The sequence below is a fragment of the Pseudomonas sp. IT-P176 genome (genome assembly GCF_949767245.1).
Lineage (GTDB): Bacteria > Pseudomonadota > Gammaproteobacteria > Pseudomonadales > Pseudomonadaceae > Aquipseudomonas.
The window spans coordinates 17,711-36,872 of record NZ_CATKPN010000044.1; the positions used below are offsets into that span (position 1 = coordinate 17,711).

Here is a 19,162-nt window from a genome sequence, read left to right on the forward strand (position 1 = left end):
GGCGGTTGCTCAGGCGCGGCGCAAGTGGGCGGTGGCCGCGGGCGGCTGCAGCAAGGCGAACAGGTTTTTCGGGTCCTGTAGCGTCGGCACCAGTTCAATTTCGCTGCCGATGTCCAGGGCCTTGGCCACGTCCAGCACGTAGCGCAGGGCCGAGTAGTCCTCGAGGGCGAAGCCCACGGAGTCGAACAGGGTGACTTCGTCGGCGCTTCGTCGAGCCTGTTCCTGGCCGTTGACCACTTTCCAGAATTCGATCACCGGCGAATCCGCGGGCATCTGCTGGATCTCGCCCTCGATGCGGCTTTGCGGTTCGTACTCGACGATCACCCGGGCCCGCTCGACGATGTCGCGGTGCAACTCGGTCTTGCCAGGGCAGTCACCACCCACGGCATTGAGGTGCATGCCGGGTTCGATCATTTGTGGGGTGAGGATGGTCGCGTAGGCCTTGTCGGCGGTCACGGTGGTGACGATATCGGCTCCGCGCACGGCATCGGCAACGCTGGCGGCAATCGTGATCTTCAGGGCCGGGTAGGCACTCAGGTTGGCCTGCAGTTTGGCGCTGGCGGCCGGGTCGATGTCGTACAGGCTAAGTTCTTCGATGCCCAGCAGGGTGTGGAATGCCAGGGCCTGGAATTCACTTTGCGAGCCGTTGCCGATCAGCGCCATGCGCCGACTGTCTGGCCGGGCCAGGTAGCGTGCGGCCAGGGCGGAGGTGGCGGCGGTGCGAATGGCGGTGGTCAGGGTCATCTCGCTGAGCAGGACCGGCTTGCCTGTATCGACATCCCCCAACGCGCCAAAGGCCATGACCGTCAGCATGCCGTTATGGGTGTTTTTCGGGTGACCGTTGACGTACTTGAAGGCGTACAGCGCGGCATCCGACACCGGCATCAACTCGATCACGCCCTCCGGCGAGTGGTTGGCCAGGCGGGCACATTTCTCGAAGTCTTCCCAGCGCAGGTAGTCCTGGCGAATGTACTCGGCCATTTCAGTCAGGCAGCAGGTCAGGCCTTTGGCCTGGACGAGGCGGCTCAGGTCATTGACGTCAACGTAACGGGTCATGGGCGTACCTTTTTTATTAGCGTTTGAGGGGGAGATGCAGGGGGTTGGCCATAGCGCCATTGTCGGGGTAAGCGCCGGTCTATCTCGGCCAATCCGTGGCCATGGCGCAGCGGTTGCGGTCGAATACCCCGGGCCCACAGCCGAATCGGCTGTGGGCATCGGGAAAGCGCCCGGACTGTCGTGAAAACGACCTGTTGGCATCGAACGCGAACCGCGCTGAGTTTTCTGTTGAACGACTGTTCAGCTTGAACTATGTTGAGCGCACCTTCTGTTCCCGGCTGGTTGCGGGCTTGGCTTTCTTCACTTCGAATGAGGCACTGGCATGCGGTTTTCACCCTTGGTAGAGCGAATCCCAGGCCCGGATGCTGACGTCGGGGAGATTCCTCAGGCCGCCCGGACAATGATCGAAGTCGATCGCCTGCATAAACGCTTCGGCAACATCGAGGTGCTCAAGGGCGTCTCGCTGACGGCCCGCGAAGGCGAAGTGGTTTCGCTGATCGGCGCCAGTGGTTCAGGCAAAAGCACCTTGCTGCGCTGCATCAATATGCTCGAAGTGCCGGACCAGGGGCGCGTCCTGGTGGACGGTGAAAGCATCCGCCTCAACCATTCCCGTCCTGGTGCGCCGCTGGTGTCCGACGCCAGGCAACTGGTGCGGATTCGCTCGAGCCTGGGCATGGTGTTCCAGAACTTCAATCTCTGGCCCCATCGCACGGTGCTGGAGAACCTGATCGAGGCGCCGACCCAGGTCCTGCGCGAGAGCCGGGCCGAGGCCACCGAACGCGCTGAAGCCCTGCTCGAACGGGTGGGGCTGGCGGCCAAGCGCAACGAGTACCCGGCGTTTCTTTCCGGCGGCCAACAGCAGCGGGTGGCCATCGCCCGGGCCCTGGCCATGCGGCCCAAAGTCATGCTGTTCGATGAACCGACCTCGGCACTCGACCCGGAACTGGTGGGCGAAGTGTTGCGGGTGATCCGCTCGCTCGCCGAAGAAGGCCGGACCATGATCCTGGTGACCCATGAGATGGCCTTCGCCCGCGATGTCTCATCCAATGTCGCCTTCCTGCATCAGGGGCTGATCGAGGAAACCGGTACGCCGGACCAAGTGTTTGTACACCCACGCAGCGAGCGTTGCCGACAGTTCGTCAACGCTCATCAGACTCGCTAAAACACAATAACAAGACGGGGAAACATCATGGCAAATCGACGTTTGGCAAACTGGTTGACGGGCGTGGCCTGCGTGATGCTGGCCGGCATGAGCGCCGCGCAGGCACAGCCGATCAGGTTCGCGGTGGCGGCCGAACCCTATCCGCCGTACACCGAGAAGCAGCCCAACGGTGAGTGGAAGGGTTTTGAAGTCGACCTGATCCACAAGCTGTGCAGCGCGATGAAGGCCGAGTGCGAGATCAAGGAGGTGGCGTGGGACGGCATCATTCCTTCGCTGCTGGCGAAGAAGATCGACGTGATTTTTTCCTCGATGTCAGTCACCGCCGAACGCGAGAAACAGATCGCCTTCAGCAAGGCCTACTACGATTCGGCGATCGCCGTGGTCGGGCCCAAGGGCAGCTCGGTGAGCAAATACCCGGATGACCTCAAGGGCAAGATCATCGGCGTGCAGAACTCCACCGTCAGCGCCAGCTACCTGAAGGCCAAATACGAAAAAATCGCCGACGTGAAGTACTACGACACCCAGGACTCGGCCAACGCCGACCTGATCGCCGGGCGTCTTGACCTGATGATGGCCGACGGCACCGCCATGACCGAGTTCGTCAAGACCGCCGATGCCAAGGACCTCGCGTACCTGAGCACCGTGCCGTACGACCCGATCTTCGGCAAAGGCGTCGGCGCCGGCCTGCGCAAGGACGACGCCGCCCTCAAGGCGCGCCTCGACCAGGCGATCCAGACCCTGCTGGCAAGCAAGGACTATGACGACCTGTCGCAGCACTATTTCGGAACCAGCGTGAAACCTGCCTTCTGACGACAAACCGGGTCGCCGTGGCTGAGGCCGCCATCGCTGGCAAGCCGCAAGCGGGCGCCAGCTCCCACAAGGGGTGCGGCGGTGCACATGCTGATGTTGTGAACCCAGTCTTTGTAGGAGCGAGCTTGCTCGCGATGGTCGTCAACGATAACGCGCCGAGCCTGACTCAACGCGGCGTTCTTGAGTCTTTCGCGAGCAAGCCGCAAGCGGGCGCTCGCTCCTACAGGTTTGATCGTTGTGGTGCGGCTTGCCCGCGATGGGGGAACAGCCGCTAACCGGAGAGTGAAATGCCTGCAATGTTCGAATTGATCGGCTTCAGCGAACGAGGATGGGGTGGGGCCTTGTTGCGTGGGTTGTGGATGACCCTGCAGATATCCGCCGGCGCGTTCGTGGTCGGGTTGTTGATTGGCCTGGTGGTGGCCTGCCTCAAGTTGGGCGCGCCGAAACCGATCGCGGCCCTGATGCGCGGCTACACCACCTTGTTCCGCGCGATTCCGGAGCTACTGCTGATCCTGCTGCTGTACTACGTCGGCTCCATGCTGCTCAACGCACTCATGGCCCACATGGGCTACGACGCGATAGACGTCAGCGGGCCGCTCGCGGCGATCCTCGTCCTGGGGCTGGTGCAGGGGGCGTACGCCTCGGAAATTTTCCGCGCGGCGATCCAGGCAATCCCCTTTGGCCTGATCGAGGCGGGAAGAGCCTTCGGCCTCAGCGGCTTTGGCCTGTTCCGTCGCGTCACCCTGCCGATCATGGCGCCCTATGCGATGGCCGGGATGGCCAACCTGTGGATCAACCTGATCAAGGACAGCGCCCTGATCAGCGTGGTCGGCACCAACGAGTTGCTGTACACCGCCAAGCAGGGCGCGGGTTCGACCCGCCACTACCTGCTGTTCTACCTCACCGCCGCCGCGCTGTATTACGCGGTGACGCTACTGTCCAACTACCTGTCGGGACGGCTGGAGCGACGCATTCGTCGCTGGATGCCTTTGGCTGAGTGAATGAGATGATTGCAGCGTGGATAATCGAGTACGCCGCCCTGTTGGGCCGAGGGTTGCAGACCACCATCAGCATCCTGCTGATCGCCAGCGTGCTGGGCTTCGTCCTGGCGGTGCTGGTGGCCCTGGCGCGGATCTCGAAAAACCGTCTGCTGGCCAAGGCCAGCCTGCTCTACACCAGCCTGTGGCGCGGAACGCCGCTGCTGATCCAGATCTACATTTTCTACTACGGCCTGGGCAGCCTGTTTGCCCAGTTCCCGCTGCTGCGCGCCAGCTTCCTGTGGCCCTACCTGCGCGATGGCTACTGGTACATCGTGTTCGCCCTGGTGCTGTCGGTGGGGGCCTATGTCGGTGAAGTGATTCGCGGCGGCCTGCTGGCGGTGCCCAAGGGCGAGATGGAAGCGGCCTCGGCCTTTGGCATGACGGCGCGCCAGGCGCTGCTGCGGGTGCGCCTGCCCCGGGCCATGCGCCTGCTGTTGCCGACCCTGGCCGGGGAGTGCGTGATGCTGCTCAAGTCCACGGCGCTGGCCTCGACCATCGCGGTGATCGACCTGCTGGGCGCCGCCAACGTCGTGCGCGCCCAGACCCTGCAGGTCTATGAACCGTTGCTGCTGGTGGCACTGGTGTACGTCTGCCTGACGTTCCTGATCGAGGCGCTGTTTGCCTTCGCCGAACGCCGTGGTACTCCCGTGCGCAGGTCGGTGTGATGAGTAGCTCGCGGGTCGACCGCTCATTGCAAGGCATTGGCCTGTGCACCCTGGGCTACGCCTTCCTGGCCCTGCAGGACGCCGGCATCAAGTGGTTGGTGGCCGATTATTCGGTGGTCAGCATCCTGTTCTGGCGCAGCCTGGTGGTGGTCGTTGCCTGCCTGCTGGTGGGCCGCCTGCAACTGGTACAACGGGCCTGGCGCTCGCCAAGCCGGCGCTTGCTGGTGGTGCGCGGCTTGCTGTCGATTGTCGCCTGGCTGCTGTATTACACCGCCGCCCGCGATCTGACCCTGGCGGAGATGACCACCCTGTATTTCTCGGCGCCGATCATGGTTACGGTGCTGGCGGCAGTGATGCTCAAGGAGCGGGCCAACGCCTGGCAGTGGCTGAGCCTGATCATCGGTTTTGTCGGGGTGGTGATCGCCTGCCGCCCGACCCAGATCCAGGACCCCTGGCCGGTGGTACTGACCCTGCTGGCCGCCATGTGCTGGGCCTTCACCTACATCCAGTTGCGCCAGGTCGATGAACAGACCTCGGTGCTGGAACAGATGCTGATCACCAATGTGGTGTTTGTGGTGTGCATGCTGGTGGCGTTGCCCTGGACCCACACCCCGGCGCCGACCCCGGCCTGGCTGGGCATGCTTGCGGCGGGGCTGGTAGGCGGGATCGGCCAGTTCCTGCTGTTCGCCAGCTTCCAGCGGGCCACCGCGACCTTGCTCGCACCTTTCGAATACACCGGGCTGATCTGGGCCTTCGCTCTGTCGAGCCTGGTCTGGGGCACGCTGCTGGATGGCTCGCTGATCATCGGCGCCGGGTTGATCGCGGTCAGCGGCACCCTGGCGATGATCTTTGGGCGGCATGGCAGCCAGGAGGTGGTCGGGGCCGAGTGTTCGGTCTCGCAGCCGCTGTATCCGCCGGTGACGCCGGAGCAGGCCGAACGCGACCGGCAATCCATTGAGCAGCAGCCATGAACAGGGGAGGAGGGGCGGATGGTCGAGGATATTTCATTCAGTGTGCCGAACAATAATGGCGACCCGGTGCGGGTCGGCGCCTGGCGTTTCGCCGGAGCCGGCCAGGGCCCGGCCGTGCACCTGCAGGCCGGGGTGCACGCCGATGAAATCGCCGGCATGCTGGTGCTGCACCTGCTGATGCCCAAGTTGGCCCGGGCCCAAGCCGCAGGTCGGCTCAAGGGCTCGGTGACGGTGGTGCCCCAGGCCAATCCATTGGGCATCGGGCAGTTTCGCCAGGGGCGGATTCTCGGGCGTTTTCACGATGCCACGGGGCACAATTTCAACCGCGGTTTCGACCAGTCGGCGGCGATGGCCCAGCCGTCGACCGTAGTCCAGCACTGGCAAAAAAACCTGGTGCAACTGGCCTCCAGCGCCGACGTGGTGCTGGACTTGCACACCGACGACGAAGCCCTGCCATACCTCTACCTGCACCGCAGTTTCTGGCCTCGCGGCCGTGCGCTGGCGGCGGCGCTGCGCATGGATGTGGCGATCATCTGGGATGACGGCGGTGACGGTTCTTTCGAAGAAACCCTGATCAGCCCCTGGCTGCGTGCAGGCGTGAACCAGCGGCAAATGGCCGCGACCCTGGAGCTGCGCGGGCAGGGCGATGTCAGCGATGCCGATGCCGCGCAGGACGCCGAGGGCCTGTATGCCTGGTTGTGTGGCCATGGCGTCATCGATGAGGCGCGTGAGCCTGTGGACTGGCCTGTCGAGGCCATGGACATGGGCCAGATGGAAACCATCCTGGCACCGCAGCCGGGGGTGCTGGTGTTTGAGAAGGCGCTGGGGGATGTCGTCGAGCAGGGGCAGCGATTTGCACGAATTATCGGGCGTCCGGGTGATCCGTCTTCCGAGGTGGTGCTGTTGGCCGAACAGGCCGGGCGGATGGTCACCCGCCATCGGGACCGCCTGGTGGCCCAGGGCACGGTGGTCGCGAAGTTCACCGGCAGCCAGGTATCGCGTAACTGGCACGGTGGGTTGCTGGACCCTAATTAAGCGACAGATGCTACAGGTACTGCGCAAATTGCTTAACCGATCGGCATCAAGCGAAGATCCGGTGTTTTTTGTGAGACATAGGTGGGAGCGAGCTTGCTCGCGATGATCTCAAGAGCGACGCGTTGTTTCAGGCAGCGCGCGTTATCGTTGACGACCATCGCGAGCAGGCCGCAAGCGGGCACCCGCTCCTACAGTTTCGGCATAGCTTCAGAGACCGGCGCTTTGCCCAGCTTCGGTCTTCGGCTTGCCGTAGTGCCATTCGTAGACCACGAACTTGAAGTCCTTGAGGTCGCCTTTTTCGTCGAAGCTCAGGTCGCCGGTTGGGGTCTTGAAGGTGCCGCTGTGGATCGCCGCGGCGACTTTTTCCGGGTCTTCGCTCTTGGCCGCGACGATTGCGCCGGCAATCACGTCCACCGCCGAGTAGGTCGGCAGGACAAACGGGCCGCTGGGGTTTTCCTGTTTCGCGGTGAAGGCCGCCACCAGCGCCTGGTTGGCCGGGTCCTGGTCGAAGGATTTAGGCAGGGTTACCAGCATGCCTTCGGCAGCGTCCTTGGCGATCTGCGAGATCGAGTCGTTACCCACGCCTTCCGGGCCCATGAAGCGGGCGCTGAGGCCTTTTTCCTTGGCCTGGCGCAACAGCAGGCCCATTTCCGGGTGGTAGCCGCCGAAGTACACGAAGTCGACATTGGCCTGCTTGAGCTTGGTCAGGATCGAGGAGTAGTCGCGTTCGCCGACGTTGATGCCTTCGAACATCGCCACCTTGATGCCTTCCTTGCCGAGGATCTCGCGCACCGAGGTGGCGATGCCTTCACCGTACTGCTGCTTGTCGTGCAGCACCGCGACATTGGCCGGTTTCAGGCCGACGATGTAGCGCGCCGCTGCCGGGCCCTGGGCGTTGTCCAGGCCGATGGTGCGGAAGATCATCTTGTAGCCGCGAGCGGTCAGTTCCGGGCTGGTCGCGGCCGGAGTGATCATCACGATGCCTTCGTCTTCATAGATATCCGACGCCGGCTGGGTGGAGCTGGAGCACAGGTGCCCGACCACGTACTTGATGCCGTCGTTGACTACTTTGTTGGCTACAGCCACCGCCTGCTTGGGATCGCAGGCATCGTCGTATTCCACGGCCACCAGCTGTTTGCCGTCGACGCCGCCACGGGCGTTGATCTGCTCGATGGCCATGCGGGCACCGCTGAACTGCATGTCACCGTATTGCGCTACCGGGCCGGTTTTCGGTCCGGCGATGCCGATGCGGATGGTGTCCTCAGCCAGGGCATGGCAGGACAGGCCGGCAAGGATCATGGCGCTGAGCAGTTGGGTGGTTTTTTTATTGATACGACTCATGGTGTTCCACTCCTGTGGGTAATGACTCATAAAGGTCTTGCAGTTGATTCAGCGATCCCAGGGCGCGCTGCGCGCTGGATCGAGGCGGTAGCGGCCGATCGCTGCGCTGAGTATGCCAGCGTCGAGGCCATCGTGGTCCACCAGACTTTTTAATCCGGCCAGGACAATGCTGTGCTGATCCACCTCAAAGAACTGCCGCAGGTTGGCGCGGTTGTCGCTGCGGCCAAACCCGTCGGTGCCCAGGGTGGTGTAGGGCGCCTCCAGGTACTGGCCGATCAGTTGCGGCCAGGCACGCACGTAATCGCTGGCGGCGATGATCGGTTGGCGACCGCCGAGCTGTTGCTGCAGATGGCTGCTGCGCGGCTCGCCGGCCTGCAGGCGGTTGTCGCGCTCGACCTCGCGGGCCTCGCGCGCCAGTTCGCTGAAGCTGGTGGCGCTGAACACCTCGGTGTGAATGCCCCAGTCCTTGGCGAGCAACTCGCTGGCCGCGAGTACTTCGCGCAATATCGCCCCGGAGCCCACCAGGCGCAGGCGAATTTGCGACGGCTCGGTGCAACTGCGCGAATAGCGATACAGGCCGCGCAGGACATCGGCATGCTGGCTGTCGTCGAGACTCGGCTGCGGGTAGTTTTCGTTCATCACCGCGACGTAGTGGAACTCGTCGCACTGCTGTTCCAGCAGGCGTCGGGCCGCGTGGTCGAGGATCACCGCCAGTTCCCCGGCAAAACACGGGTCCCAGGCACGGCAGTTGGGCACCATCGCCGCCATCACCAGGCTGGAGCCGTCCTGGTGTTGCAGGCCCTCGCCACCGAGGGTGGTCCGGCCCGCCGTGGCGCCGAGCAAAATGCCCCGGGAGCGCTGGTCGGCGGCGGCCCAGATCAAATCGCCGACCCGCTGGAAGCCGAACGTCGAATAGTAGATGTACACCGGCAGCATCGGCACGCCGTGCACTGAATAGGAGGTCGCGGCCGCGACCCAGGAGGACAGGGCGCCGGCCTCGGTGATGCCTTCTTCCAGCAACTGGCCATTGCGCGACTCCCGGTAGGAGAGGATCGAGCCGCTGTCTTCCGGCTCGTACAACTGGCCGTGGGGCGAGTAGATGCCGATCTGGCGGAACAGGCTGGCCATGCCAAAGGTGCGTGCTTCATCGGCGACGATCGGCACCACTCGCGGCCCCAGCTCTGGCGCCTTGAGCCAGGCCGTCAGCAGGCGCACGGCGGCCATGGTGGTGGACATTTCCTTGCCTTGCGCCTTGAGCGCAAAGCCGCCCGACAACGCCAGCGCCGGCACCGGAATCTGCGGCGCAGCGCTCTTGCGCGCCGGCAGCGGACCGCCGAGGGCCTGGCGCCGGGCGCGCAGGTAGCGCATTTCGGCGCTGTCCTCGGGCGGACGATAGAAGCGTAATTGTTCGACATCCTGGTCCGACAGCGGCAGGTGGAAGCGGTCGCGGAACGCCAGCAGGGCGGCGACATCGAGTTTTTTCGCCTGGTGCGCGGTCATCCGCGACTCGCCGGCCGCGCCGATGCCATAGCCCTTTTTGGTCTTGGCCAGGATTACCGTCGGCCGGCCCTTGCAGGCCTTGGCGGCGGCGAAGGCGGCGTGCAGTTTGCGCAAGTCGTGGCCGCCGCGTTTCAGGCCATTGATCTCCTCGACGCTCATGTGTTCCACCAGGCGCCGCACTTGCGGGTCTTTCTGGAAAAAGTGCTCCAGGTTATAGGCACCGTCATGGGCGCCAAGGGTCTGGTATTCGCCGTCCGGGGTGGCTGCCAGGCGCTTGAGCAGCACGTTGTCGGTGTCGCGGGCAAACAGTGCATCCCACTCCGAGCCCCACAGCACCTTGATCACATTCCAGCCGGCACCGGCGAACAGCGCTTCGAGTTCCTGGATGATCTGGCCGTTGCCGCGCACCGGGCCGTCCAGGCGTTGCAGGTTGCAGTTGACGATAAAGGTCAGGTTGTCCAGTTGTTCGCGGGCTGCCAGGGACAGGCCGGCGATGGACTCGGGCTCGTCCATCTCGCCGTCGCCAAACACCCCCCAGACATGCCGGCCCTCGGTCTGCAGCAACTCGCGGTGCTGCAGGTAGCGCATGAACCGCGCCTGGTACACCGCGCTGATCGGGCCGATGCCCATGGAGCCGGTGGGGAACTGCCAGAAGTCCGGCATCAGCCACGGGTGAGGGTAGGAGCACAGTCCGGGACCGTTGATTTCCTGGCGGTAGTTGGCCAGTTGCTCCTCGCTCAAGCGCCCTTCGAGAAAGGCCCGGGCATAGACCCCGGGTGCCGAGTGCGGCTGGAAAAACACCAGGTCGGCGTTGCGCTGGCCATTGTCGCCATCGCCACGGAAAAAGTGCTGGAAACCCACCTCGAAGATCTCTGCCGCCGAGGCGTAACTGGCGATGTGGCCGCCCAGTTCACCGTAGGCATGGTTGGCCCGGACCACCATGGCCAGGGCGTTCCAGCGCAGCAGGCCGGTGATGCGTTCTTCCAGCAACAGGTCACCGGGGTAGGTGCCCTGTTGCTCCAGCGACAGGGTGTTGCGGTAGGCGGAAAAGGCCTGGGCGTCGCGGTTGATGCCGTGTTCGCCGGCGTACTCCTGCAGGCGCTTGAGCAGGTAGCGGGCGCGCTCAGGGCCACAGGCGGCGAGGGTCGAGGCCAGGGCGTCGAGCCACTCGCGGGTTTCTTGCGGGTCTTCATCCTGGGCGCAGGGCGGGCCCTGATGGAGCAGGTCTGGGGTAGTCATCGTTGGCCTCCCTCAGGCGCAAGCGTCGAGGGCCTGGGTGACGTCGGCCAGCAGGTCGGCGATGTCCTCCAGGCCCACCGACAAGCGTACCAGCCCTTCGGAAATGCCGTGTTCGGCGCGTTGTTCCGGGGAGTAGGTGGAGTGGGTCATGCTGGCCGGGTGCTGGGCCAGGGACTCGGCGTCGCCCAGGCTGACCGCGCGGCTGAACAACTGCAGGGCGTTCATGAAGCGCCGGCCGTCGACCAGGCCACCCTTGAGTTCGAAGGCGATCATGCCGCCGGGCAATTTCATTTGCCGTGAGGCCAGTTGGTGCTGGGGAAAGGACGCCAGGCCAGGGTAGGTCACCCACTCGACTGCCGGGTGCGCCTGCAGATACTCGGCGATCACCTGGGCGTTGCTGCAATGGCGCTCCATGCGCAGGGCCAGGGTCTTGAGCCCGCGCATCAGCAGGAAAGCATCCTGGGGCGACATCACCGCGCCGGTCAGGTCCTTGAGGCCCTGCAAGCGGATACGGTCAGCCAGCGCCTGGCTGCTGACCACGATCCCGGCGGTGATATCGCCATGACCGCTGAGGTACTTGGTGGCCGAGTGCACCACCACATCCGCGCCCAGCTCCAGTGGGCGTTGCAGGTAAGGGGTGCAATAGGTGTTGTCCACCACCAGGGTGACCTGCGGGTGCTGCCGGGAGATCTCGGCCACGGCGGCGATGTCCACCAGTTGCATGGTCGGGTTGGCCGGTGTTTCGCAGTAGATCATCCGCGTGGCTGGGCTGATCGCTGCGCGCAACTCGCTGAGGTTGGACAGGTCGACATGCCGCACCTTGACCCCGAACTCGCCGATGCCGTGGTGCAGCAGGGCGAAGGTGCAGCCATACAGGGTGCGGTCGACGATGATCTCGTCCGCCGGGCGCAGCAAGGTCCAGAGGGTCGCGGCAATCGCGCCCATGCCGGAACTGAAGGCCACGGCCGCCTCGCCGTTTTCCAGGGTCGCCATGCGCGACTCCAGCAGCGCCAGGGTCGGGTTGGAAATCCGCGTGTAGAAATGCCCGGGTTGTTCGCCGGCAAAACAGCCGGCGCCGTATTCGGCGGTGGGGAAGGTGAAGGTGGACGTCAGGTAGATCGGCGGGATCAACGCCCCCTGGTTATCCAGCGGGTTATAGCCGTGGTGAATCGCACGGGTAGAAAAGCCAAGTTCGTTGTTTTTATTGTTCATGGTTAACGCTCCCTGATTTCCTACAATGCTATGCTCAAATTCAACGCGATAAATTCCAAACTTGCCCGTTTATAAACGGCTAATTGGAATACAAACCCATAAAAACAAGATTAAGAGGCAAGATATGCCCTCCGGCCTGGATCGTACTGACAAAGCCCTGCTGAACGCCCTGCAAGGCAACGCCCGCCTGACTACCGCCGAACTGGCGGACCAGGTAGCGCTGACCACTTCGCCGTGCTGGCGTCGGGTGAAAATCCTCGAGGAAAGCGGGGTGATCACTGGCTACCAGGCGATCCTCTCGCCCAAGGCCCTGGGGTACGGCGTGACGGCTTTTGTCAGCGTGATGATGGAGTCCCACAACCAGGAAATGGCCCGCACATTCGAACAGCGTCTGCTGCAGATCCCGGAAATCGTCGCTTGCCACAACGTCTCCGGACGCTACGATTTCCTCTTGGAAGTGGTGGCCAAGGACCTGGAGTCCTTCGGCGAATTCGCCCGCGAAGTGCTGCAGACCTTGCCGGCGGTGAAGGAGATTTATTCGAGTTTTTCGTTCAAGTCGGTGAAGCCGTCGCGGGTGATTCCGGTATTGGGCTGATGCGATCCGGCACGGTGGTCCAGCTGCTATTTTTACCCTCGACAGGATCGCACCGGGGAGTCACTCGGCTGCGCTGATCGATGACTTGCAGAGGAGCAGCACCATGCACCGATTCACCGGCGGTTGCCTATGTGGCGATGTACGCATCGAAGCGGCGGGCCAGCCTTATCGGGTTGGGCTGTGTCACTGCCTGGAGTGTCGCAAGCATCACGGCGCGCTGTTTCACGCCTCTGCGATATTTCCCGAAGCGGCGGTGACCATCACTGGCGAAACGCGGGATTACGCCGGGCGGTTTTTCTGCCCGCGCTGCGGCTCGTCGGTGTTCGCCCGCAGCGCCGACGAAGTGGAAGTCAACCTGGGTTCCCTGGATGCCCCTGACCAGTTGATGCCCACCTATGAAAGCTGGGTGATCCGTCGCGAGTCCTGGTTGCCGGCATTTCCATTGGCCCGGCACTACCGGCAGGATCGCGAGGGGAGCGGGCGTCTGGAAGAGTAATCAAAAAGCAAAATCAAAAAGGGGACAGATTTATTTGACGGCTGGGGAGCCAAATAAATCTGTCCCCTTTTGAGTCCCTTTTGAAGAAGGCTCATTGTGGCGTTTGCAGATTGTTCACCAACCACTCGCTGAAACTGCGCGCCAGCGGGTTGTTCTCGCTGTCGCGATGGGTCAGCAGGGCCCAGTTCGGGCCGCGAATCGTCTGTTCGACCAAGGGTTTCAATGAGCCATTGGCCAGGGCCTGGCGGCTCAACAACTGGCTGACCAACGCCATGCCCAGCCCCGCGCAGGCAGCGTCCAGCAGCAGGCCGGGATCGGAGAAATTCAACCCCTGCGCCTGCTGGCCGACATCGATCCCGGCCTCCACTGCCCAATGACTCCAGTCCATTTCCCGCTCGCCGTGCAGGGTGCTGCGCTGCGCGTCGGGCACCGCCAGCAGGCTTGGATGGCATGCCGGGAACAGGCGGTCGGCGTGCAGTACCTTGAAGCTGCACTCGGCCTGGGCGCTGAGGTCATCGCGCACTGCCAGGTCGATGGTCTGGCTGCTCATGTCAGGCACTTCATCGGTGCTGAACAGCCACAGGTCGACGCCCGGGTGCTGGCGGCGAAAATCCCCCAGGCGCGGCAACAGCCAGTGGCGGGCGAACGCCGGCGTGGTGTTGAGCACCAGTTGGTTGGGCTTCTGGTACTGATCCAGGCGGCGGATCCCCACGGCCAGTTGTTGCAGCAACGCCTGGGTGGTACTGAGCAGATCGTGTCCGGCATCGGTCAGCGCAACGCTGCGCCCACTGCGAAAAAACAATGGTTGTTCAAGGTACGCTTCCAGGCTGCGGATCTGCTGGCTGATGGCTGACTGGGTGAGGTGCAGTTCGGTGGCGGCCTTGTGGAAACTGCCCAGCCGGGCGGCGGCTTCAAAGCCGCGCAGGGTGCTGAGCGGCGGCCAATGCTTGAGCATATTGATAAGCTCCTCTAATCACTTATATACAAAATCCATCGTTTGTTTGCCCGTTTTACCAGCCGTAGCATGCATGCCAAGACCTCGTAGGCAGTTTTCATTGAACACAATGACTTAACTCAAAGGTATTTGTCATGCAGCACAACGAACGATTGAACGACGGTTGGTGGATGCCGGCCGAGTGGGCCAAGCACGCCGCCACCTGGATGGTATGGCCGCACAACCAGGCACTTTGGGAATCCGCTTGGGGCGTCACGTTGCCCCAGGTGCAAGAAGACTTCGCTCGCGTGGCCAATGCCATTGCGCACTTTGAGCCGGTGAAGATGGTGGTCGATCCCTCGGCGCTCGCCAGTGCCAAGGCCTGGTGTGGGCCGAACATCGAACTGATCGAGCTGGCGGTCAACGACAGCTGGTGCCGTGATTCCGGCCCGAGCTTCGTCTGCCACCCGCAGCACGGTGTGGCTGGGGTGAGCTGGCGCTTCAATGCCTGGGGCGGCAAGTCGGCCCATGAGCTGGACGCCAGCCTGGCGCGGCGGGCCCTCGATCATCTGCGGCTAGGGTGTTTTGGCACCCCGCTGTGCAACGAAGGCGGGGCCATTCATGTTGACGGCGAGGGCACGCTGATCACCACCGAATCGGTGCTGCTCAATGCCAATCGCAACCCGGGAATGACCAAGGCTGAGATCGAGCAGATCTTCGCCCGCCTGCTGGGCATCAAGAAGACCATCTGGCTGCCCGGCGATCCGGACGCGGTGACCGGCGACATGACCGATGGCCACGTCGATGGCGTGTGTGCGTTTGCCCGTCCCGGGGTGTTGCTGGTGGACGCGACCCACGACCGCGGCTCGGTGTACGCCGAGGTGGTGCGGGAGAACCGCCGGGCCCTGGAACTGGCCAGTGATGCCCATGGGCGCAGCTTCGAACTGATCGAACTGTATGAGGCCAGCGAGGCGGTGGATGCCAGTGCTGAAGTGTTCTGCGCCTCCTATACCAACTTCTACATCGCCAATGGCGCGATCATCATGCCGGCATATGGCATTGGCGCAGACCAGGCGGCGGCCGAGGTGTTGGCCCGGGCGTTCCCGGGGCGCACCGTGGTGCCCGTGCGGATCAACCACCTGGCCCATGGCGGCGGCGGTGTGCATTGCATCACCCAGCAACAACCGGCCTGGCCGGTGGAGGGTTGTCCTCCTGCATGAACTGGACCTTACGGCCATGGCACAGGAACGCCTGAGCTGGGGGATCTACCGCGACCGCCGGCCGGAGATGTACGGACCGCTGTTGAGCCAGGACGGGCGCCACCTCAATGCCCGCTGGCATACTTCAGGAGACTTGGCATGAGCACCTCCAATCCGCTGTTGCTCGGCGCGCTGGGACTGGCGCTGAGCATGACCCTGCCGGCGCTGCACGCCGAAGAAAAAACCCTGCGGCTGTACAACTGGGCCGACTATTTTGCCGAGGACACCCTCGCGCGGTTCACCGCCGAGACCGGGATCAAGGTGATCTACGACGTCATGGAGGGCAGCGAGACCCTGGAGGCGAAAATGTTGGCCGGTGGCAGCGGCTATGACTTGATCTTCCCTGGCGACACCGTGGCCGAGCGCTTGATGCGCGCCGGCAGCCTGTTGCCGCTGGATCGCGCCAGGCTCACCGCCCTGGACGACATCGAACCGGGTTTGCAGCAGTTACGCAGCCATTATGTGCATTCCAGCCAGGCCACCGTGCCCTATACCTGGGGCACCATCGGCCTGACCTACAATGCCGAGCAGATCAGCCAGCGCATGGCCGATGCGCCGGTCGACAGCCTGGACATGCTGTTCAAGCCGGAACTGGCTCGGCGCTTTGCCGACTGTGGCATCTCGATCATCGATTCGCCCGACGAAGTGCTGGCGGTGGTCCTGCATTACCTGGGACGCGAACCGCGCAGTGCCAAGCCGGCGGACCTGGCGGCGGCGAGTGAGCTGCTGGGTCAGTTGCGGCCGTACATCCGCAAGTTCCAGTCGCAGCCGGTGAGTGACCTGGTCAACGGCAACCTGTGCCTGTCCCTGGGCTACAGCGGTGACATGACCCAGGCGCAACGCACGACTGAGAGTGCCGGCAAGCACAATAGCTTCCAGTACCGCGTGCCCCGCGAAGGCACCACGGTGTGGATGGACACCATGGCGATTCCGGTCGATGCCAAACACCCGGAATACGCCTATACCTTTATCAACTTTGTCATGCGCCCGGAAAACATGGCCGCCATCAGTAACACCACCGGTTATCCCACCTCCAACGCCAAGGCGCGTGCAGGTGTCGATGCGAGCATGCGCAATAATCCGGACATCTACCTCGACGCCGCCACTTATCAGCGGCTGATTCCGGGCCGGGATATTCCCCAGGCCGACATGCGTGCGCGCATGCGCATCTGGACCAAATTCAAGACAGCCACTGCCCAATGACTACCGCTAGCCCTTTCAGGAAATACCTCATGTCGACCCGTCGCCAATTCATCAAGCAAGTTTCGCTGATTGCCGGATGGGGCGCCGTGGCGTCCGTCGGCCTGGGCCTTGGCCCGTCGCCCGTGCGGGCGGCTACTTCGGGTTCCTGGCGCATGCCGGACGAAGGCGACCGGCACCAGCGCGCCTTCATCGCCTTTGGCGCACAGGACGCGATCTGGGAAGACTTCACCACCGACGTGCAGGCGGCCCTCGGCCGCATCGCCCGGACCATCGCCCGTCATGAACCCCTGACAGTGTTGTGTCGCGAAGAAGAACGGCAATTGGCCGAGCAGCACTGCGGCACGGCCAACATCACCTTTGTCGAAACCGCACTGGACGACATCTGGATGCGCGATATCGGCGCCAACTTTGTGGTTGACGGGCAGGGCGGGCTGGGCGCCGTGGATTTCAATTTCAACGGCTGGGGCAACAAACAGCAGTACGCCGAAGATGCGCAGGTGGCCGCGCAGGTGGCTGAGTTGGCCGAGGCCGAGTACCAGCGCAGTGAGCTGGTGGGCGAGGGTGGCGGGATCGAAGTCGATGGTCAGGGCACGGCGATCATGACCCAAAGCTGCTGGCTCAATCGCAACCGCAACCGCGACTGGAGCCTGCTCGAGATCGAACAAGAGCTCAAGCAGCGCCTGGGATTGCGCAAGATCATCTGGCTGCCGGGCATCAAGGGCAAGGACATCACCGATGCCCACGTCGATTTTTATGCGCGCTTCGTCAAACCCGGCGTGGTGATTGCCAACCTCGACCAGGACCCCGAGTCCTACGACCACAAAGTGACGCTGGCCCATCTGGAGATTTTGCGCCAGGCCACCGATGCCCAGGGGCGCAAGCTGCAGGTGCACACCCTGTCGCCGCCGCTCAAGCCGCGCAACAACAAGTTCAGTAAAAACAACCCGGATTTTGCTGCCGGCTACATCAACTACTTCGTGATCAATGGCGCGGTGCTGGCGCCGCAGTTTGGTGACCGGGCGGCTGATCGACGGGCCCTTGAGTTGCTGACCCAGCTCTACCCGGACCGCAAAGTGGTGCAACTGGACATTGACGCGATCAGCGCCGGCGGTGGCGGCATCCATTGCGTGACCAGTCACCAGCCGCAGGTATAGCCGCGCATTGAGCCAAATGGCCATTTATTTTGGCCATTACGATCCCCTTTTGGCCAAGGCCGCACTGTGTCCTGCCGCGGCCCTGGGCAACAATCGAGGCAGTTGGCCGATCCCGGAACGTGCACTCAAACCCTAACTAGAATCCGGATTCGCCTGCCCTTGGCTATCGTTTAACCCGCTGCCGTTTACAGAACATAAAAACCGTCGAACTAACGCCGCATTTGGGGAAACCATTCATGGTCACGATGAACCGTATTCTGGGCGCCACCTTGTGTGGGCTGACGCTGCTGGCCAGCGCCGTGCACGCCGAACAGCGCGAATTGAGGGTGTACAACTGGGCGGACTACATCCTGCCGTCCGTGCCCAAGGACTTTGCCAAGCAAAGTGGCATCAAGGTCACCTGGGACACCTTCGATACCAACGAATCCCTGGAGGCCAAGTTGTTGACCGGCAACTCGGGTTACGACCTGGTGGTGCCCTCCAACCAGTTTCTCGAGACCCAGATCAAGGCCGGGGTGTTCCAGAAACTCGACAAGTCGAAGTTACCCAACTGGCAGCACCAGGACCCGGTCTTGCTCAAGCTGCTGAACCAGAACGACCCGGGCAACCAGTACGGCGTGCCGTACATGTATGGCACGGTGCTGATTGGTTTCAACCCGGCCAAGGTCAAGGCCGCCCTCGGTGAAAATGCCCCCGTGGACAGTTGGGACCTGGTGTTCAAGCCAGAGAACATGGAGAAGTTGAAAGCCTGCGGCGTGGCCATGCTCGATTCGCCGACGGAAATCCTGCCATTGGCCCTGCATTACCTGGGGCTGGACCCCAACAGCCAGAACCCGGATGACTACGAGAAGGCCAAGGCCCTGCTGCTCAAGGTTCGCCCTTACGTGGCCTACTTCAACTCGGCCAAGTACATGACCGACATCGCCAATGGCGATATTTGCGTGGCCATCGGTTACTCCGGCAGCTTTTATCAGTTCGGCAACCGCGCCAAGGAATCCGGCAATGGCGTGGTGGTCGATTGGCGCCTGCCCAAGGAAGGCGCGCCGATCTGGTTCGATACCTTTGCCATCCCCAAGAGCGCAAAAAACGTCTCCGAGGCCCACGAGTTTCTCAACAACCTGCTGGACCCGAAAGTCATCGCCCCCATCAGTGACTTCCTCGGTTACCCCAATGCCAACAAAGACTCTCTGGCGCTGATCAACCCGGAAATTACCGGCAACCCCAACCTGACGCCCACCAGCGAGGCGTTGAAAACCCTGTACGTGGTGCAACCGTTGCCACAAAAGCTGGAGCGGGTGCGTACCCGGGTCTGGACCAGCATCAAGACCGACAAGTAAGGCCATGGCCCTGGACCGCCACGCAAGGTGGCGGTTTGCCAGGATATAAACGGCCCACAGCGCGGTAGATGACGGCAAAGCAAATACCAATCGTGCGCATTTGACATCAATTGCTATTTACAAATGTAAATAACTCTCTAGTATCGGCGCGCT

General features: G+C 63.0%; 17 protein-coding genes and 1 pseudogene. 13 read left to right on the forward strand and 5 right to left on the reverse strand.

Features of this window, described 5'->3' with window-relative positions; all coding sequences use genetic code 11:
* Positions 1-9 precede the first annotated feature (9 nt).
* Complete coding sequence (locus tag ACM6IP_RS12105; protein ID WP_095169079.1) at positions 10-1,056, reverse strand: ornithine cyclodeaminase; 1,047 nt, start codon at positions 1,054-1,056, stop codon at positions 10-12.
* Positions 1,057-1,456: 400 nt separating this feature from the next.
* Between ACM6IP_RS12105 and ACM6IP_RS12110 the strand changes: the two genes are divergently transcribed.
* From ACM6IP_RS12110 to ACM6IP_RS12135, 6 genes are all read left to right on the forward strand, one after another.
* Positions 1,457-2,218 (forward strand): ATP-binding cassette domain-containing protein, encoded by a 762-nt coding sequence (locus ACM6IP_RS12110; protein WP_143501217.1) that lies wholly within the window; start codon positions 1,457-1,459, stop codon positions 2,216-2,218.
* Between the two features lie 27 nt (positions 2,219-2,245).
* On the forward strand, positions 2,246-3,028 hold the full coding sequence (locus ACM6IP_RS12115; RefSeq protein ID WP_095169080.1) for a transporter substrate-binding domain-containing protein: 783 nt from the start codon (positions 2,246-2,248) through the stop codon (positions 3,026-3,028).
* 287 nt (positions 3,029-3,315) lie between these two features.
* Positions 3,316-4,029: an ABC transporter permease gene (locus ACM6IP_RS12120; RefSeq protein WP_095169082.1), complete on the forward strand. Its 714-nt coding sequence runs from the start codon at positions 3,316-3,318 to the stop codon at positions 4,027-4,029.
* Between the two features lie 5 nt (positions 4,030-4,034).
* The gene (locus ACM6IP_RS12125) at positions 4,035-4,733 is read left to right on the forward strand and encodes an ABC transporter permease (protein WP_159998848.1); all 699 of its coding nucleotides are present in this window, start codon (positions 4,035-4,037) and stop codon (positions 4,731-4,733) included.
* Complete coding sequence (locus ACM6IP_RS12130; protein WP_414861567.1) at positions 4,733-5,704, forward strand: DMT family transporter; 972 nt, start codon at positions 4,733-4,735, stop codon at positions 5,702-5,704. Before ACM6IP_RS12125 ends, ACM6IP_RS12130 begins: the two co-directional genes overlap by 1 nt.
* An 18-nt stretch (positions 5,705-5,722) precedes the next feature.
* Positions 5,723-6,739, forward strand: a complete 1,017-nt coding sequence (locus tag ACM6IP_RS12135; protein ID WP_414861568.1) for a succinylglutamate desuccinylase/aspartoacylase family protein — start codon at positions 5,723-5,725, stop codon at positions 6,737-6,739.
* A gap of 207 nt (positions 6,740-6,946) precedes the next feature.
* On the opposite strand, the gene ACM6IP_RS12140 is transcribed toward ACM6IP_RS12135, so the two are convergent.
* From ACM6IP_RS12140 to ACM6IP_RS12150, 3 genes are read right to left on the reverse strand one after another with little or no spacing between them, the layout of a single operon-like run.
* Positions 6,947-8,080, reverse strand: a complete 1,134-nt coding sequence (locus tag ACM6IP_RS12140; RefSeq protein WP_095169085.1) for a branched-chain amino acid ABC transporter substrate-binding protein — start codon at positions 8,078-8,080, stop codon at positions 6,947-6,949.
* Between the two features lie 48 nt (positions 8,081-8,128).
* A complete protein-coding gene (gene mdeB, locus ACM6IP_RS12145; protein ID WP_414861569.1) occupies positions 8,129-10,819 on the reverse strand; it encodes an alpha-ketoglutarate dehydrogenase in 2,691 nt (896 codons plus the stop codon).
* 12 nt (positions 10,820-10,831) lie between these two features.
* Complete coding sequence (locus ACM6IP_RS12150) at positions 10,832-12,031, reverse strand: methionine gamma-lyase (protein WP_095169087.1); 1,200 nt, start codon at positions 12,029-12,031, stop codon at positions 10,832-10,834.
* Between the two features lie 124 nt (positions 12,032-12,155).
* Here ACM6IP_RS12150 and ACM6IP_RS12155 point away from each other — a divergent pair, with 124 nt between their 5' ends.
* Positions 12,156-12,626: an Lrp/AsnC family transcriptional regulator gene (locus ACM6IP_RS12155; protein WP_320332436.1), complete on the forward strand. Its 471-nt coding sequence runs from the start codon at positions 12,156-12,158 to the stop codon at positions 12,624-12,626.
* Positions 12,627-12,729: 103 nt separating this feature from the next.
* Positions 12,730-13,122 (forward strand): GFA family protein, encoded by a 393-nt coding sequence (locus ACM6IP_RS12160; protein ID WP_095169089.1) that lies wholly within the window; start codon positions 12,730-12,732, stop codon positions 13,120-13,122.
* A 91-nt stretch (positions 13,123-13,213) separates the two neighbouring features.
* Here ACM6IP_RS12160 and ACM6IP_RS12165 read toward each other — a convergent pair whose 3' ends face one another.
* On the reverse strand, positions 13,214-14,077 hold the full coding sequence (locus ACM6IP_RS12165; RefSeq protein WP_414861570.1) for a LysR substrate-binding domain-containing protein: 864 nt from the start codon (positions 14,075-14,077) through the stop codon (positions 13,214-13,216).
* A 134-nt stretch (positions 14,078-14,211) separates the two neighbouring features.
* Here ACM6IP_RS12165 and ACM6IP_RS12170 point away from each other — a divergent pair, with 134 nt between their 5' ends.
* The 5 genes and pseudogenes from ACM6IP_RS12170 (at position 14,212) to ACM6IP_RS12190 (ending at position 19,009) form a co-directional block, all read left to right on the forward strand.
* The gene (locus ACM6IP_RS12170; RefSeq protein WP_414861571.1) at positions 14,212-15,276 is read left to right on the forward strand and encodes an agmatine deiminase family protein; all 1,065 of its coding nucleotides are present in this window, start codon (positions 14,212-14,214) and stop codon (positions 15,274-15,276) included.
* Positions 15,263-15,418, forward strand: a pseudogene (locus ACM6IP_RS12175) (N-carbamoylputrescine amidase); the annotation flags it as partial. The gene ACM6IP_RS12170 and the pseudogene ACM6IP_RS12175, both read left to right, overlap by 14 nt.
* Complete coding sequence (locus ACM6IP_RS12180; protein ID WP_414861572.1) at positions 15,415-16,518, forward strand: extracellular solute-binding protein; 1,104 nt, start codon at positions 15,415-15,417, stop codon at positions 16,516-16,518. The pseudogene ACM6IP_RS12175 and the gene ACM6IP_RS12180, both read left to right, overlap by 4 nt.
* A gap of 29 nt (positions 16,519-16,547) precedes the next feature.
* Positions 16,548-17,672, forward strand: coding sequence for an agmatine deiminase family protein (locus ACM6IP_RS12185; RefSeq protein ID WP_414861573.1), 1,125 nt, complete (start codon positions 16,548-16,550; stop codon positions 17,670-17,672).
* Positions 17,673-17,908: 236 nt separating this feature from the next.
* Complete coding sequence (locus ACM6IP_RS12190) at positions 17,909-19,009, forward strand: polyamine ABC transporter substrate-binding protein (RefSeq protein WP_095169097.1); 1,101 nt, start codon at positions 17,909-17,911, stop codon at positions 19,007-19,009.
* Positions 19,010-19,162: the final 153 nt, after the last annotated feature.

Bases quoted from the DNA above. Each gene is read 5' to 3' on its own strand.
- ACM6IP_RS12105 (WP_095169079.1), bottom strand. From the start codon at position 1,056: ATGACCCGTTACGTTGACGTCAATGACCTGAGCCGCCTCGTCCAGGCC.
- ACM6IP_RS12110 (WP_143501217.1), top strand. From the start codon at position 1,457: ATGATCGAAGTCGATCGCCTGCATAAACGCTTCGGCAACATCGAGGTG.
- ACM6IP_RS12115 (WP_095169080.1), top strand. From the start codon at position 2,246: ATGGCAAATCGACGTTTGGCAAACTGGTTGACGGGCGTGGCCTGCGTG.
- ACM6IP_RS12120 (WP_095169082.1), top strand. From the start codon at position 3,316: ATGCCTGCAATGTTCGAATTGATCGGCTTCAGCGAACGAGGATGGGGT.
- ACM6IP_RS12125 (WP_159998848.1), top strand. From the start codon at position 4,035: ATGATTGCAGCGTGGATAATCGAGTACGCCGCCCTGTTGGGCCGAGGG.
- ACM6IP_RS12130 (WP_414861567.1), top strand. From the start codon at position 4,733: ATGAGTAGCTCGCGGGTCGACCGCTCATTGCAAGGCATTGGCCTGTGC.
- ACM6IP_RS12135 (WP_414861568.1), top strand. From the start codon at position 5,723: ATGGTCGAGGATATTTCATTCAGTGTGCCGAACAATAATGGCGACCCG.
- ACM6IP_RS12140 (WP_095169085.1), bottom strand. From the start codon at position 8,080: ATGAGTCGTATCAATAAAAAAACCACCCAACTGCTCAGCGCCATGATC.
- mdeB (WP_414861569.1), bottom strand. From the start codon at position 10,819: ATGACTACCCCAGACCTGCTCCATCAGGGCCCGCCCTGCGCCCAGGAT.
- ACM6IP_RS12150 (WP_095169087.1), bottom strand. From the start codon at position 12,031: ATGAACAATAAAAACAACGAACTTGGCTTTTCTACCCGTGCGATTCAC.
- ACM6IP_RS12155 (WP_320332436.1), top strand. From the start codon at position 12,156: ATGCCCTCCGGCCTGGATCGTACTGACAAAGCCCTGCTGAACGCCCTG.
- ACM6IP_RS12160 (WP_095169089.1), top strand. From the start codon at position 12,730: ATGCACCGATTCACCGGCGGTTGCCTATGTGGCGATGTACGCATCGAA.
- ACM6IP_RS12165 (WP_414861570.1), bottom strand. From the start codon at position 14,077: ATGCTCAAGCATTGGCCGCCGCTCAGCACCCTGCGCGGCTTTGAAGCC.
- ACM6IP_RS12170 (WP_414861571.1), top strand. From the start codon at position 14,212: ATGCAGCACAACGAACGATTGAACGACGGTTGGTGGATGCCGGCCGAG.
- ACM6IP_RS12180 (WP_414861572.1), top strand. From the start codon at position 15,415: ATGAGCACCTCCAATCCGCTGTTGCTCGGCGCGCTGGGACTGGCGCTG.
- ACM6IP_RS12185 (WP_414861573.1), top strand. From the start codon at position 16,548: ATGTCGACCCGTCGCCAATTCATCAAGCAAGTTTCGCTGATTGCCGGA.
- ACM6IP_RS12190 (WP_095169097.1), top strand. From the start codon at position 17,909: ATGGTCACGATGAACCGTATTCTGGGCGCCACCTTGTGTGGGCTGACG.